We start from the raw sequence: 14,514 nt of genomic DNA, 5'->3' as shown, positions 1-14,514 counted from the left end.
GGTTCATCCATAGCTCAGCCCGCCGCCAACAGCAGCGCGCAATTGCTGCCACCAAATGCAAAAGAGTTGCTCAGCACTGCTTGCGGGGCGCGGCCCAGGGCCGTGTGCGGCCCCACCACCTGCAGCGCCGGCAGCGCTTGGTCGGGCTCGCCATCCCACCAATGCGCGGGCAAACGGCCCCTGGGGTTGTCATGCAGCACATGCCAGCACAAGGCCGCCTCCAGCGCACCTGCGGCTGCCAGGCTGTGGCCGCTGAGCGGCTTGGTGGAGCTGACCGCACAGCCCTCGCCTACCAGCGCATGCACCGCCAGGCTTTCCATCGCGTCGTTGTGTGGCGTGGCCGTGCCATGCAGATTGATGTAGTCGAGCGCGGCCGGCTGCATGCCCGCACCTTGCAGCGCCTGCTGCATGGCCGACAGCGCCCCGCGCCCGCTCGGGTCAGGCGCAGACATATGGTGCGCATCCTGGCTCTCGCCCCAGCCGGCCAGGCGCACCGGCCCGGCGTCGCGCGTCATCACAAAAAAGGCTGCCGCCTCGCCCAGGTTGATGCCCTGACGGTGCAGCGACAACGGATTGCAGCGCTGGGCAGAGACCGCCTCCAGCGCACTGAAGCCCGCCACCGTGAACGGGCTGAGCGCATCCACACCGCCGGCGACCACCGCATCCACCACACCAGCGCGCAGCAGCCGCGCGCCACTGGCCAGGGCCTTGGCACCGGAGGAACACGCTGTCGAGATCACATAGGCGGGGCCAGCAACGCCCAGCGCGGAGGCCAGAAACGCGGCCACATCGCCCAGCTCCTGAACGGCGTAGTCAAAACCGGGAGGAAAAGCCCCGGTGCGGCGGTAGCTGTCTGCAGCCAACGCCCCTTCGTCCAGGCCGCCGGTGCTGGTGCCGACGATCAGCGCCACCCGCTGCGGGCCCCAACGCGCCACCAGCGCATCGATGTGCGGGCGCAGTGGCAGCATGGCCGCCCAGGCCAAGGCGTTGTTGCGCGACCGCTGCTGAGGCGGTGCAAAGTCCAGCGCCGGCAGCACGGCATCTGCAGGCAGGCAGCCCAGCATCAGCGTCCGCCCCGGTGAATAGGCCTCGGTGGCCGTCAAGGTCGGCGGCAAGGACGGCGCAAACAGGTTGGCACGCAATGCCTCAGGCGTGGCACCGGCCGCGCTGATCGCCGAGCTCGCATTCAGATAGACCGAGGCAGCCGTCATGGTGCCTCCGCCGCGTTGCTGCACAGATCCGCACCGCCCGGGCTGTCGATACGCAGCGACCAGCCGCCCTGCTGGTACACGAGCTCCAGGGCATTCGCACCGGCAGCGCGTATCCTCACCCGCTCGCTGCCCTGGTACTGCAGCACCCGCCCGGCTGCAGACACTGCCAAGGTCCAGCCCTCGGGCAGCGCGGCCGCAATCGCCTGGGGCGGCCAGAACGCCAGCTGTACATCGCTGAGCACCTGCTCGGGCGCCAGCACCGCCGGCCACCAGCGTGACAGCTGGGGCTGGAGCTGCGCACCATCCCATTCCAGCGTGCCCACCATCTGGCCCAGGTTCAGGATCGCCAGCTTCATGCGGTGCGCATCCACTTCCAGCAAGGCATCGAGTTCCTGGGCGGCCTGCCCAGGGGGCTGCACCGTCAGGCGCTGCTGCACCGCCGCCGAGCACCCCAAGGCCGCCGGCGCCAGCGCCAGCCGGGTCGAGGCATGGGCCGCTTGGGCCGTGGATTCCCGCTGCGGCGCTGGCTGCAGCGCGCAGCCGGCCAGCAGAAGGGCCGTGCCCAGCATGCCCAGCGCCTTCATGCCACCACCTCCGGCACGGTCTGCTGGCACAGCTGGCGCAATACATCCAGGCGGCGCTGAGGCTCGGCCACATAGGGATTGCTGCGGTCCCAGGCATAGCCGGCGAGGATGGAGGCGATCATGCGGCGAATCTCTGGCGCGTGCTGGTCATGGAAGATCACATCCTGAAAGCCCCCCTCGTACCACCCGGCCACAAAGGCCCGGAAGGTGTCGACACCGGCCTGCAGGGGCAGCGCATAGTCCGCCTGCCAGTCCACCGTCTCGCCCTGGTAGGCGCGGCCAATGCAGCCGGCGGCCAGGCTGGCCGACTTCATCGCGATCGTCACGCCGCTGGAGAAGACGGGGTCGAGAAACTCACCCGCATTGCCCAGCAGCGCATAGTTCTTGCCCCACAGCGAGGTGACATTGGCTGCATAGCCCGTCAGCGAGCGCCCGGGCGTATCCCATACGGCCTGTCGCAGCACCTTGGCCAGCGTAGGGACCTCGGCAATGATGGCGCGCAGGCGCTCGACCTCCGTCCCGGGGTAGCGCGCCAGGTAGTCCGGCGTGGCGACTACACCTTGCGAGCTGCGGCCATCGGAAAACGGAATGGTCCAGAACCATACCCCGTGGTGCTGCGGATGCACGGTGATGAGGATCTTGTGCCGGTCCATATCGGTCAGCGCGATGCGGTCCTCGATGTGCGTGAACAAAGCCCCACGCACCGGAAAATCAGACGGCCGCTCCAGGCCCAGCAGGCGCGGCAGGATGCGCGCAAAACCACTGGCGTCGAGCAGATAGCGCGCACTGACGGCGTAGTTCTCACCGCCTTCGCCGCGCACTTGCACCAGGGGCCGCTCAGCGTCCACATCCACGGCCGTCACCGCATGGCCATAGCGGATCTCGGCGCCGGCTTTTTCCGCGGCGTCTGCCAGCAGCTTGTCAAACTGCCCGCGCGGCACCTGGTAGGTGGTGCCCCAGCCCGGCGAGAACTTGTCGCGAAAGTCAAAATCGCTCCACAACGCCCCCTTGGCAAAGGCAGCGCCATTCTTGTGCTGGAAGCCGGCCTCGACCACCTCCTGCAGCATGCCTGCTTCCTCGATGTACTGCATGCTCTGGGGCAGCAGGCTCTCGCCGATGGAAAAGCGCGGAAAAGTCTCTTTCTCGATCACCAGCACCTGGCGGCCCTGCTTGCGCAGCAGACCTGCAGCCACCGCTCCCGAAGGGCCGGCACCAATGATTACAATCTCTGTTTGCTCTATCCTGCCCATAGGCCGTTCATCCTTTCTCAGCCGCAGGCAGCGGCGCGGCTTCCGCACGGAACAGCGGCGCCAGCAGCAGCACCATCGGCAAGCCCAGCATCAAGGTCACGCCAAAGGCGCGCAATGCTGGCGTCTGCGACAGCCCCAGCAGACCAAACGACAGCCAGGTGCTGGCAGCGCCGATGACCACCGCCAGCCAGGCCTGCGGATCGTTCTCGTGTTCCTGTAAATAGATGCCGTAGTCAATGCCCACGCCCAGCAGCAGCATCAGCGCCAGCACATTGAACAGCTGCCAGGGCTCGCCCATCAGTGCCATGGTGATGACGACAGCCAGGCTGGCCAGCACGGTCGGCAGCCAGGCACGCCAGGCGCTGCGGCCAAAGCGCAGGCACAGAGCAGCCAGCACCAGCAGGTGGCCCACCACCAGCAGCTCGGTCATCGAGATGCGGTAGCGCTGCAGCAATTCGGTTATCTCCGCAGGCTTGTCCACCCAGGTCACGGCAGCCAGACCTTGGGCAGCGGCCTCCAGCGCCGGCAGGGCTGCCTGGCCACGCACTCCGCGCAACATCACCATGCTGCGGTAGGCCCCATCGTGCTCACCCAGCCACAGCGGGCGCGCAGCGGCCGATATCGGTTGTGCCAGCCAGGCCTGCAGCGTCAGCGGCTCCTGCGGGCTGCCCGCAGCCGCCGCCTCGAAGGCCTCACCGAGCTGTGCATTCACGCCCGATAGCACCACCTGGTTGGCATGCTGCACCAGCTGGGCATTGCGCTGCTGCATCTGCTGCGAAGGCACCCAGTCCGAGACGGCGCTGTAGCCTGCGATGTGTTGCTGCGCGACCAGGGCATCCAGCCGCTCCTTCAGTGCCTCTTCCTGCTGCAGCAAGGCCTCAGGGCTTGCTGCCTTGACCAGGTAGAACTGCGCCGGGCTGGGCAGCCCCAGCATCTGGCTGACCTGTATCTGCTGCTGCAGCAGCTGGGGCGAGCTGTTCTGCAGTTGGCGCACATCGTCGCGCAGCTGCAGCAGATGGCCCTGCGTGATCCACAGCAGGGCCAGCGCACACAGCGCCAGGGACCAGGGCAGCGCCGAGCGCCAGCGCGGCCACCACCACATGGTCCTGCCGATCCACTGCGCAGCCGCATTGCCCGCCACCTGGCCCCGGTCCAGCCAGGGGAACCAGCAAACCACCGTCAGCATCGCCGCCGCCAGTCCGACCACCGAGAACAAGGCCATTTGCCGCAGGCCCGGGAAGGCCGCCATGCCCAAAGCCACATAGGCGATGGCGCTGGTGCCCAGCGCCAGCCAGAGCGCGGGCAGCAGGCCTCGCATCAGCGCATGCGGCGCGCGGCCGGGTGTGCCCTGGCGCGATGCAAAGTAGTGGATACCATAGTCTTCCGCCACGCCGACCAGGCTGGCACCAAACACCAGGGTGAGCAGGTGCACCTTGCCAAAGACCAGGTCGGTCACGCTCAGCGCCACCGCGCAGCCAATCAGCAGTGACAGCCCCACCAGCAGCACCGGGCGCAGCGAACGAAACGCGATCCAGGCCAGCAGCAGCACGCCCGCCAGCGAACCCCAGCCAATCACATGGATCTCGCCATTGGCCTGCACGGCGGCAGCCTCGGCATGCAGCGGCACGCCCGCCATGATCATCTGCGCATCGGGTGCGTGTCGGCGCACCTGGGCCAGCGCATCGTCCATCGCCGAGCCAATCACCGGCTCCCCCGAGAGACTGAAGGCCGAGCCTTCCAGCGTGTACTGCAGCACCACCCATTGCTTGCCCTGTGCAGCCACCCACAGCTCGGCATCCCGCGGCCGGGCCTGGCTTTGTGCAGCGCGGGCCGACCACCACTGCGTCCACAGGCCAAGCGGGTCGTTGACCCAGCCGGTCAGGCGGGCCTGCGTGGCAGGTTGGTACAGGTCCTGCAGCGCGCGCTGGACCAGGGCCTCATCGCTGGCCGCGCGCAGGTCGGCACGCTGTGCGGGCGTCAGCAGCGCCGTGTGCCAGGGCTGGTAGAAGTCCAGCGCCGACTGCAGCGACACATGCTGGGCCATCGTCTCTTCGGTCAGGCGCGCATCCATCTGCGCAGCGAGCGCTGCGCGGAAGGTCTGTGCCGCTGCCCGTGTGTGATCCCATTGCCCGGTGCCCAACAGCACCACGACCTGGCGCTGGAGCTGCTCGGCCAGCTGCTGCGTGGCCTGCGCCACATCGGGCGCGCGTTCATTGATTGGCAGCAGGGCCAGCACATCGGTGTCGATGCGGCCCTGCTTCCAGAAATGCCATTGGTGCGCGCCAACGGCCAGCACCAGCAAAAGCCACAGCAGCGCAGCGGCACGCCACAGCAGGCCGGCAGGCCGCTCCTGGTGGCCGCTGTGGGCGGCAGTCTGTGAGGTAGCAGTCATCAAGCCGTCATCCTTCAGCGGAACTGCGCCAGTTCGGAGTCGCTGGCCTGGGACGCGGCCTCGGCGCCTTCGATGCGGATCAGGCTGCTATCGCCCCGGGCTTCCTGCAGGCGCACTTCACGCACAAACTGCCCGCCTTCCAACTCGATCGAGGCCAGCCACTGCGCCAGCATCGGGTCGCGCGGCAGCAAGCGCATCTGCCAGCCGGAAGCCTGCGCCTTGCCGCTGACCTCAAAGAAATGGTGCAGTTGCACCAGATCGGCCGACATCACGGCAAACAGCATGGCATTTACGGTGCGCAGCACCGGCTCGTCTTCGGCACGCATCTGCATGCTCAGGGAGCCATCGGCGCGGCGCGATTGCAGGCTGTCGGGCTTGACCACCAGGCTCGACGCAAAGGGCTTGCGCACATGCCAGACGATGCCCTGGCCCTTGGCCACCAAGAAATCGCCCATGGAACGCAATGGCTGCTTGAAGCCCTTGACCGTCTTCTCCTGCGTGAACTGGCCGCGCACCACGGGCGCATCCTTGAGCTGCTGGCGCACCTGCGCCAACAGGTCCTGGGCCGCCGGCTCGGTCGGGGCCGCAGCGGGCTTTTGGGCGAAAGCCGGGGAGATCCCCGCAGCCAGCGCCATGCACAGGATCCAGGCCCTCACGGCGCCACCCCCAGACGTTCCCATAGCACAGGTGGGCAGACAAAGCGCATCTCCTGCGTTTGCATGTCGACCGCCACCTGGATCGTGTAGGCCGAATTGAGCTTTTCGCCGGTCTGCGCGTCGCGGATCAGGTAGTCGATGCGCAAGCGGTTCTCCCACTCCGTGATGCTCGCCTTGATCTTGAGGCGCTGGCCAAAGGCGGCCGGACGCACGTATTTGAGGCGCATATCCACCACCGGCCAGCCAAAGCCCGAATCGCGCATGCGCGGGTAGTCGTAGTCGAACTGGGCCAGCAAGGCGCTGCGGGCCAGGTCCAGAAAGCGCACGTAGTTGCCGTGGTAGACGATCTCCATCACATCGATGTCATAGAACGCCGGCGTGATCTCGATGTCGCAGGACAGGCGCTCGCGCGAGGCCATTTCACTTTCAGTCGGCATACAGGCTCCAGGTTTGGGCACGGATGCCGCTCAGCAACTGGTGCAGATCGCGGTCCAGCGCACGGTCTTCCTCGACCAGCGCCACGCGGCTGGCCAGGTCCGCAATCCAGGCACGCATGGCGGGTCCCACCGGCACATCGGGCTGGATGCGCTCACGCAAGGGCACTGCCTGGCGCGCGGCGATCAACATGGCCGCCAGCACCTGCTCGGTCAACTCCAGCACCCGCAGCGCATCGCGCGCAGCAATCGTGCCCATGCTCACCTTGTCCTGGTTGTGGCACTCGGTCGAGCGCGAGAACACCGAAGCCGGCATGGTCTGTTTGAGGGCTTCGGCCGTCCAGGCCGAGGCGCTGATCTGCAGCGCCTTGAGGCCGTGGTTGATCGGCTGCGTTGCGCCCTGCGAGCCCGACAGGTTGGACGGCAGGCCCTGGCTGTAGCGCGTGTCCACCAGCAGTGCGAGCTGCCGGTCCAGCAGATCGGCAATATTGGCCACCGTGTTCTTCAAGGTATCCATGGCCAGCGCAATATGGCCGCCATAGAAATGGCCGCCATGCAGCACCCGCTCCTCATCGGGCTCGATCAGCGGGTTGTCGTTGGCCGAGTTGAGCTCTGCCTCGATCAGTTGGCGCAAAAAGGGCAAGGCATCTTCGAGCACGCCGATCACATGCGGTGCGCAACGCAGCGAGTAGCGGTCCTGCAGGCGGTGGGAGTTGCGCAGCTGCGCCTCGGCCACCAGGTCGCCCCGGATGCGCGCGGCGGCACGCTGCTGGCCGGCATGCGGTTTGGCGGCAAACAGCGTCTGGTCAAAATGGTGGGCATTGCCCGCAATGGCCACCACATTGGCCGCCGTGATGCGGCATGCCAGGCGTGAGACATAGTCCGCGCGCTGCCAGGCCAGGCAGCCCAGTGCCGTCATCACGGCCGTGCCATTCATCAGCGCCAGGCCTTCCTTGGGGCGCAGGCGCAAGGGCGCCGCGCCAGTCTCTTGCAGGGCCTGCGCGGCGGGCACGATCTGGCCCTGGAACAGCACCTCACGGTCACCGCAGAGCACCGCTGCCACATAGGACAGCGGGGTGAGATCGCCACTGGCGCCCACCGAGCCTTCAGCCGGGATGCGCGGCAGGATATCGTGCTGGATCAGATGCTCGAGCTGCAGCAGCAGCGCCCAGCTGACGCCTGACATGCCCCGGCACAGCGAGGCCAGACGGCAGGCCAGCACCGCGCGCGTTTCCACGTCGGTCAGAAAACGGCCCATGCCACAGCCGTGGTAGGCATAGAGGTGGTGTGGCAGATCGGGGATCAGCGCTGGCGGTATCTCGACCGTGCAGGAGTCGCCATAGCCGGTGGTGACGCCATAGACCACACCGTCTTCGCGCAACAGCCGGTCGAGAAAGTCCGCACCGCGCTGTATGCGGCTGCGGAACTGGGGATCGGGCGAGAGCTGCACTTGCGCCTGGCCCTGGGCGATGGCCGTGATCTGCTCGATCTGCAGCGGGCTGCCATCAAAGAGGATCAGCGTGGGTGGAACGTTCTGGGTCATGGGGGCTACTTTTCTGTGCCTGTGCCAAAGGGGTGACGGGCTGCGGCGCGTTGGCCTGCGCCCAGAAGGGAAAGAAATTGAACCAGTCCCAGGGCGCGCTGCGCAGCCGCGCCTCCAGCGCCGCCGCATAGCGGGCGGCATACTGGGCCAGCGCCTGCTCGCGACCAGCGCGGGGCAGCAGCACCTGCGAGGCCAGGGTCTCGATCTGCAGCGCATAGCCGTCGCCGGCGTGGGTGCAGGTCATCAGCAGCAAGGGGCACTTGAGCAGCGCCGCCATCACATAGGGACCGGTGGGAAAGGCCGCTTGCGCGCCCAGGAACGGGGCCTGTGCGGTATTGCCCGCGTGCACCGGCACCCGGTCACCCGCAATGGCGATGAACTCCCCGGCGCTGACGCGCTCGGCCAGCAAGATTGCCGTGGCCGCGTTGAACTCCTTCACCTGCAAGAAGCGCACCTGGCTGCCCGGTGACAGGCGCGCCAGCATGCGGTTGAACTGCTGCGCATGGCGGGTGTGCACCAGCACATTCAGCCGCAGGCCCGCGCGCTGCTCGGCCAGCACTTGGCTCAGCTCGATGCAGCCCATATGGGCGGTGATGAACACGGCCCCCTGGCCGCGCGCAATCAAATCCATGACGGCCTGCTGCCCCAGAACCTGCACCCGGGAGGCCGGGTAACGGCCCGCGATGGCCAGTATCTTGTCGAGAATGACCTGCGCAAACACGCGGAAGTGGCGCAGGCTCGCCCGCCAGCCGGGCGGCTGCGGCCACAGCCCATGGGCCTGCTGCATGCGCTGCAGGTAGTCCAACGACGACCGCCTGGCCAGAGGCCGACTGAGCCAGTAGTAGCTGACGACCGGGTAGAGGCAGAGCAAAAACAGCCAACGCCCCAGCAGCCGGTGGATCTGGTAGAGCAGCCACATGCCTGCGACAAAGCTGCTCTCCCCGATCTGGGCCCAGTGCGTGGATGGCGTCTGCGGGGAAGCCTTGGAGGCCTTGTTGCCTGCGCCCGCCATCAGACCGCCCTCCGCCGCGCCAGCTTGCGCCACAGCAGCAGCGGGCTGCGCAACAGCATGCCCGCAAACAGGCGCGCATGCATCCTGGAGATCAGCAGGTTGTCCCGCAGCATCCGGAAGTGGGACAGGCCATCTTGCGGGTAGGTCACGCGGGTGAACTGCGTGACAAAGGGCACGCCCTGCCAGTGCATGCGCACGAGGATCTCGGTATCAAACTCCATGCGCCGCCCGATGTGGGCGCTGTCCCAGGCACGCAAGCTGGCCGCCAGCGGATAGACCCGGAAGCCGCACATGGAGTCGCGGATGTCCAGCGACCAGGTATTGATCCAGACCCAGACATGGGTGGCATAGCGGCCATAGAGCCTGGCCTTGGGCACGCTGTGGTCGTAGACCGGCGCACCGCAGACCATGGCCAACGGGTGCTGGCGTGACAGCGCCGCGAAGCCGGCAATGTCGGCGGTGGCGTGCTGGCCATCGGCATCGATCTGCACCGCATGCGTGAAGCCGCGCTGCTGCGCGCGGCGCATGCCGGCGATCATGGCCGCGCCCTTGCCCTGGTTCTGCGCCAGGCGCAGCAGCTCCACCCGGGGTGCATGTTCGGCGGTCAGCGCATCCAGCACGGCGGCGCAAGACGCCTCCGAGCCATCATCGACCATGATGCAATCCTGCCCGCTGGCCAGGACGCCGCGCAGCATGTCCGCCATCGTGTCGGGATGGTTGTAGACCGGGATGATGGTGATGATCGCGTGCTGCATGCGTCAAACGCCCTGGAGCAGCCGGCCACTGGCATGCATGCCACGCGCCGAACGGATGGCGAACTGGACCGCGCCCTTGGCCGCCAGCCACTGGAGCTCGACCTCGACGGTATCGCCCGGCAGGATCGGCTGCTGGAACTTGATGACCTCGCCCCGGCCATAGGCCGCTGTCAATGCAAAGGCCTGCTGCGCCAAAGTCACCGCCCAGTGCAGCTGAGCCACGCCGGGAACCAGCAGGGCCTGCGGAAAATGCCCGTCCAGCACGCGCAAGCCCGCCACGACCTGGAGGCGGGCGCAGGCCTCGGTGGCGCTGCGGCTCATCCATTGCGGCGTGGGCATCATCGGATCAAACAGCGCCAGCAGGCTTTGCTGGGTGACCTTGCTCTGCGCATTCATCGGCATGCGCTCGACGTAGCGCCAGCTGCGTGGCAACGCCACCCGCTCTACCTGATCCGCAAGCAACGCACGCAGGGCCTGAGCCATGGCCTGGCGGCCATGGGCGAGCAGCTGCTGCCAGCCCGCGTCCGTCAGCGCCAGCACCATGCCCACACGGGTCGGCAAATCGCTGCGCTCGATCAGCACGGCGCGGGCCGCATGCACCCAGTCACTGGCCTGCAGGGCCTGCTCCAGTGCAGTCAAAGAAATGCGCTTTTCGGCAATTTTCACAATCCGGTCCACCCGGCCCCGCAGCACAAAGCTGGCACCATCGCTGCTGGCCTCGGCCCGGTCTGCGGTCTCCCACCACCGAGCAGGATCGGGCAGATGCGGTGAGCGCACCTTGAGCACACCGCTGTCCGCATCCAGCGCGACGGCCACACCCGGCAAGGCCTGCCATGCCTCGCCCGATTCGGCGCGGCGCCGCCAGGCAATGCCACCGGTCTCCGAGCTGCCAAGCACCTCGGTCGGGGAATGCCCCAGCACCGCCAGGCTGTGTGCCGAGGCCTCGGCGGCCAAGGGCCCGCCGGAGGAAAAAATGGCGCGCAAACGCGATCGTGCATCGGCCCAGGGCAGCTGCTGCGGCAGCCGGCCCAGCATTGCAGGGCTGGACACCAGCAGGCAGGCTGGTGCCCGGCGGAACTGCGCAAGCAGGTCTTCGGGGTAGCGCGCGAAGGCCGTGCCGAGCATGCGGCCCGCCGACAACGGCCACAGCACGCGGAACAACAGCCCATAGATATGCTGGTGCGACACGGTGGCCAGCACCTGCAGCGGCCCACCGCCCAGCGCAGCACCAAAGGCAGTCTCCAGCGCCTGGACTTCGGCATCCAACTGCGCCAACTGCTTGACTATGCGCTCGGGCTGGCCGGTCGAGCCCGAGGTGAACAGCACCAGGCGCGTGGCCTGCCTGTCCAGGGGCCGCAAAGGCAGATCGCCTGCAGCATCGGCCACAGGCGCCACGGCGCCGGGCAGCAGCCCTGCGGTACCGGTCAGGCTGGGCAGCAGGGCGGCGGTGGTCGCCGGCAGCAGATCGCTCAGCAGTACCGGCGTCTTGCCTGCATGCCAAGCCGCCCACAGCGCGGCCGAAAAGTCCAGCGCATCGTCAAAATAAAAACCGATCTCCTGGCCGGGCAGCTCTGCAAAGGCGGCATACCAACGGCGCACCATCTGCAGCCATTCGCTGCCCGCCACGGTCCGGGCATCGCTCGGTGTGACCTGCATGGCCACGGGACGCTGGGCGCCCTGCTCTGCCATCATCACGGCCACATCGGCCAATGCCACACCCTGCTTCAACTGCGTCGCTCCTTGTCCCATTGCGTTCAGATCCCGGGCGCCGCCTGCCGCACATGGCGCCGCACCAGCCACTCGCCGCCCATCAGGCATCCCATCAGGACGTAAGCCAGCAGTCCGTTGTAGAAAGCCCAAACGGAATCGCTGGCCCAGAGCGTGGTGATGGCGGCGACCGCACCATTGAGCACAAAGAACAGACACCACACCAAGGTGACCTTGCGCGTGTAAAGCACACCTGATGCCGGCAATGCGGGCTCCTGCAGCCGCGCCAGGCGCTCGACCACCGAAGGCGGGTGCAAGAGGCTATAGCCAAATACCGCCAGCAGCACTGCATTGACCCAGACGGGGTAGAGCTTGACCATCAGGGGATCGTTGCCCAGCCAGGCAGCCAGGCCCAGCGCGGCGGCGCCTGCCGCCACGAGCCACCAGAACTTCTGCTGGGCGATGAGCGCACGCCCAACGGCCAGCACCACGATCAACAGCGCCAGCCACTGGGGCGCAACCCGCCCGATGGTGGCGTAGACCACCAGCGGGTAGAGCACGGTCAGCCCGACCAGGGCCCAGTTCAGCGCGCTGCGCATGCCCATGGCGCTCAGGCGGCCTGCTGATCGTCGTTGACCAGCAGGTAAAGCGCGTCCACCACATCCTGCACCGTGCGCACCGACTTGAAAGCTTCCGCATTCAGGCGCTTGCCCACCAGAGGCTTGAGCTGCACGATCAGGTCGACCGCATCGATGCTGTCGATATCCAGGTCGTCATAAAGCTTGGCCTCGGGCGTGATGCGCGCGGCCTCGATGCTGAAGTTCTCGTCCAGGATGCGGACGATATGTTCATAAATTTCTTGCTTTTTCAAAGCGGTACCCAATGAGGTCAATAGATGGGAAGGAGCCAGGGCCGCTTACTGCGCCTGGTGGCCCGCGACAAAGGCCACCAGGGCATTGACGCTGCTGAAATGCTGGCGGGTCTGCTCGGAGTCGGCCGACATGCTCAGGCCGTATTTCTTCTGCAGCGCCAGGCCGAGCTCGAGCGCGTCAATGGAGTCCAGGCCCAGGCCGTCCACAAACAGTGGTGCGGCCGAATCGATGTCCTGTGGCGCCAGGTCTTCCAGTGCCAGCGATGCGATGATGAGTTCCTTGATGTCCTGTTCAAGCTGAAGCACGTGAGGGTCCTCTGAATAAATAATCTGACAAGTAATCAGTGACTCGGCGCGCGGCCAACGAGTCATTGCCTGCGTCTGCGCAAAACTGCGCAATGTCGATGTCTTCGCGCACCTCGAAGATGATGTGCGGTTTGCGGGCCGGCACCTTCCACCAAGGCCAGCCCTTGGACAGCATGGGCAGGCTGGTGTGGATACGCACGGGCGTGATGTCAAACCGCCCCTTGACGGCCACATGCGCTGCGCCCCGCTGCAGCTTGGGAACTCCCTGCAGCGGCGTGCGCGTGCCTTCCGGGAAAATGATCAGGTTGCTGCCGGCATCGAGCGAACGGGTGCAGTCCTCTAACAGCCGGGCGCCGCCGCCATTGCAGATAAAGCCTGCCGCCTGGATAGGACCGCGCGTGAAGAGGTTGCGCAGCAGCGAGGCCTTGACGATGCAGTCCGCCTTCGGGATGAAGGAGATCAGAAACACCACGTCGATCAGCGAGGGGTGGTTGGCCAGAATCAAAAGACCTTGGCGGTGGAGACGCTCGAGATGGCGGGTCTCGTAAGAGATCACGCCCACAAAATTCATCAGGCCGACAAACCAGCGAAAGCTGTGGTGTATCAATGCCTGCGCGGCATGTTTGCGCTCTTGCGGATCGCGGTTGCAGACCAGCAGCAGCGGATAGACCAGCAAGCGGATCACCAACCCGCCCAGGCCAAAAACGGCAAAACACAAGCCCGTTGCAAAGACACGCCAGTAGCGGTTGAGGCGTTCAGCCATGCATGCGCTCCCAGGTCCAGCCCCTGCCCGGCGCTGCTTGTGGGGCTGCCCATTGGGTTTGCGTGGGATCCAGTAGAAAACGCAGCACTTGCAGACCATGGGGCAACCGCGCCTGGCGACTAGCGGTAGCCTTGGCATCGCCTGCTTTGCTGCAGGCAGAAGCTGCAGTCAGCGCAAACGCCGGTAGGCCAGGCCGGGCCAGGCTGACCACGACGGCCCAGGCAAACGCGGTGGCGACTGGGTCGCTAAAAGGCGCGTACTCGCCAGGCAGGCCCTCGTCGTAGCAGACCAGCACGACTGCAGGAGCCCCCTCGTGCAGCAGGCCGGTGGCCTCGACGATGCCGGCCTCGGGGCCAGCGGAGGACGCCGCTACACAGATAGCATTGGAGACCATGCCTCGCAGGATCGAATACTGCGCCGCAACACCGTTGTGCACGGACAGCGCAAATGCGGTGGGAGAAAGGGCTTCGGCGCCGACCTGGGCGCGCAGCAGTTGCAGGGATTTGTCGCTGTCGCCATAGCGGGAAACCCAGACCATGGGGATGTCGGCCAGCGCGGTCTGCGCCAGCACATCGTCTGCCACCACGACAGCCATCTTGGCCAGCGCGCCGAGCCTGCGGCGTGCCATCGCGGGGATATGGGACACATCGAGATCCAGCACACCCGCCGGCGGTGAGGGTTGGGTCGCCCAGTCCAGCCATTGGGGAGGCGTGCGCAGACCGTGCGAGACGGCCGAACTGGCTCGAATGGAAAACTCAACCCTCACCCCTGCTGCTCCACATGTTGATGTTGTTTCAGATCATGGATGCGTCTCACTGCGCACCAAACTGAGATTTTATCGCATGATTGCCATCAACTATTGATTGATCATCCTCAAAAGAAATTAACATTCATACACATCGTCTATAAGGTGTGTATCTGCCTCTGCTAGAGCAACGTTCCTGCAGTTGAGGACTACAGATCAGAATGGGAGGCTGCAGAAGGTGGTATACGGCGCAATACCCAGCGAAACCTGGCATTCCATGGGCTA

15 protein-coding genes are annotated in these 14,514 nt (G+C 66.3%); all 15 read right to left on the bottom strand.

Annotated elements, in window-relative coordinates; translation table 11 throughout:
* Positions 1–14 precede the first annotated feature (14 nt).
* The 15 genes from LPW39_RS14695 to LPW39_RS14625 are packed head-to-tail and all read right to left on the bottom strand — an operon-like array spanning position 15 to position 14,130.
* Positions 15–1,211: a beta-ketoacyl-ACP synthase gene (locus tag LPW39_RS14695; protein WP_230776416.1), complete on the bottom strand. Its 1,197-nt coding sequence runs from the start codon at positions 1,209–1,211 to the stop codon at positions 15–17.
* Positions 1,208–1,825, bottom strand: a complete 618-nt coding sequence (locus tag LPW39_RS14690; RefSeq protein ID WP_230776414.1) for a DUF3261 domain-containing protein — start codon at positions 1,823–1,825, stop codon at positions 1,208–1,210. Before LPW39_RS14690 ends, LPW39_RS14695 begins: the two co-directional genes overlap by 4 nt.
* Positions 1,792–3,045, bottom strand: a complete 1,254-nt coding sequence (locus LPW39_RS14685) for an NAD(P)/FAD-dependent oxidoreductase (protein ID WP_230776412.1) — start codon at positions 3,043–3,045, stop codon at positions 1,792–1,794. Before LPW39_RS14685 ends, LPW39_RS14690 begins: the two co-directional genes overlap by 34 nt.
* Positions 3,046–3,052: 7 nt before the next feature.
* Positions 3,053–5,437, bottom strand: coding sequence for an MMPL family transporter (locus tag LPW39_RS14680; protein WP_230776410.1), 2,385 nt, complete (start codon positions 5,435–5,437; stop codon positions 3,053–3,055).
* Between the two features lie 14 nt (positions 5,438–5,451).
* Positions 5,452–6,093, bottom strand: a complete 642-nt coding sequence (locus LPW39_RS14675; protein ID WP_230776401.1) for an outer membrane lipoprotein carrier protein LolA — start codon at positions 6,091–6,093, stop codon at positions 5,452–5,454.
* The gene (locus LPW39_RS14670; RefSeq protein ID WP_230776399.1) at positions 6,090–6,530 is read right to left on the bottom strand and encodes an acyl-CoA thioesterase; all 441 of its coding nucleotides are present in this window, start codon (positions 6,528–6,530) and stop codon (positions 6,090–6,092) included. The genes LPW39_RS14675 and LPW39_RS14670 overlap by 4 nt, the downstream gene beginning before the upstream one ends.
* The gene (locus tag LPW39_RS14665; protein ID WP_230776397.1) at positions 6,520–8,070 is read right to left on the bottom strand and encodes an HAL/PAL/TAL family ammonia-lyase; all 1,551 of its coding nucleotides are present in this window, start codon (positions 8,068–8,070) and stop codon (positions 6,520–6,522) included. Before LPW39_RS14665 ends, LPW39_RS14670 begins: the two co-directional genes overlap by 11 nt.
* Complete coding sequence (locus LPW39_RS14660) at positions 8,033–9,082, bottom strand: LpxL/LpxP family acyltransferase (RefSeq protein ID WP_230776395.1); 1,050 nt, start codon at positions 9,080–9,082, stop codon at positions 8,033–8,035. Before LPW39_RS14660 ends, LPW39_RS14665 begins: the two co-directional genes overlap by 38 nt.
* Complete coding sequence (locus LPW39_RS14655; RefSeq protein ID WP_230776393.1) at positions 9,082–9,837, bottom strand: glycosyltransferase family 2 protein; 756 nt, start codon at positions 9,835–9,837, stop codon at positions 9,082–9,084. Before LPW39_RS14655 ends, LPW39_RS14660 begins: the two co-directional genes overlap by 1 nt.
* Positions 9,838–9,840: 3 nt before the next feature.
* A complete protein-coding gene (locus LPW39_RS14650; protein ID WP_230776391.1) occupies positions 9,841–11,586 on the bottom strand; it encodes an AMP-binding protein in 1,746 nt (581 codons plus the stop codon).
* Between the two features lie 5 nt (positions 11,587–11,591).
* Positions 11,592–12,149: a COG4648 family protein gene (locus tag LPW39_RS14645; RefSeq protein ID WP_230776382.1), complete on the bottom strand. Its 558-nt coding sequence runs from the start codon at positions 12,147–12,149 to the stop codon at positions 11,592–11,594.
* Between the two features lie 5 nt (positions 12,150–12,154).
* Positions 12,155–12,415 carry an acyl carrier protein gene (locus LPW39_RS14640; RefSeq protein WP_230776380.1) on the bottom strand — a complete coding sequence of 87 codons (261 nt, stop codon included), beginning with the start codon at positions 12,413–12,415 and terminating at the stop codon, positions 12,155–12,157.
* A gap of 45 nt (positions 12,416–12,460) precedes the next feature.
* A complete protein-coding gene (locus LPW39_RS14635; protein ID WP_230776378.1) occupies positions 12,461–12,721 on the bottom strand; it encodes a phosphopantetheine-binding protein in 261 nt (86 codons plus the stop codon).
* Entirely contained in the window at positions 12,708–13,484 is a 777-nt protein-coding gene (locus LPW39_RS14630) for a lysophospholipid acyltransferase family protein (RefSeq protein WP_230776377.1), read from the bottom strand. Before LPW39_RS14630 ends, LPW39_RS14635 begins: the two co-directional genes overlap by 14 nt.
* Positions 13,477–14,130, bottom strand: a complete 654-nt coding sequence (locus tag LPW39_RS14625; protein ID WP_230776375.1) for a beta-ketoacyl synthase chain length factor — start codon at positions 14,128–14,130, stop codon at positions 13,477–13,479. The genes LPW39_RS14630 and LPW39_RS14625 overlap by 8 nt, the downstream gene beginning before the upstream one ends.
* Between the last annotated feature and the right edge of the window lie 384 nt (positions 14,131–14,514).

Origin of the sequence: Comamonas koreensis, assembly GCF_021026195.1 — a bacterium.
Classification (GTDB): domain Bacteria; phylum Pseudomonadota; class Gammaproteobacteria; order Burkholderiales; family Burkholderiaceae_C; genus Comamonas; species Comamonas koreensis.
The sequence above is the reverse complement of the archived record's forward strand: the minus strand, read 5'-3'. Positions and strand labels throughout refer to the sequence as shown.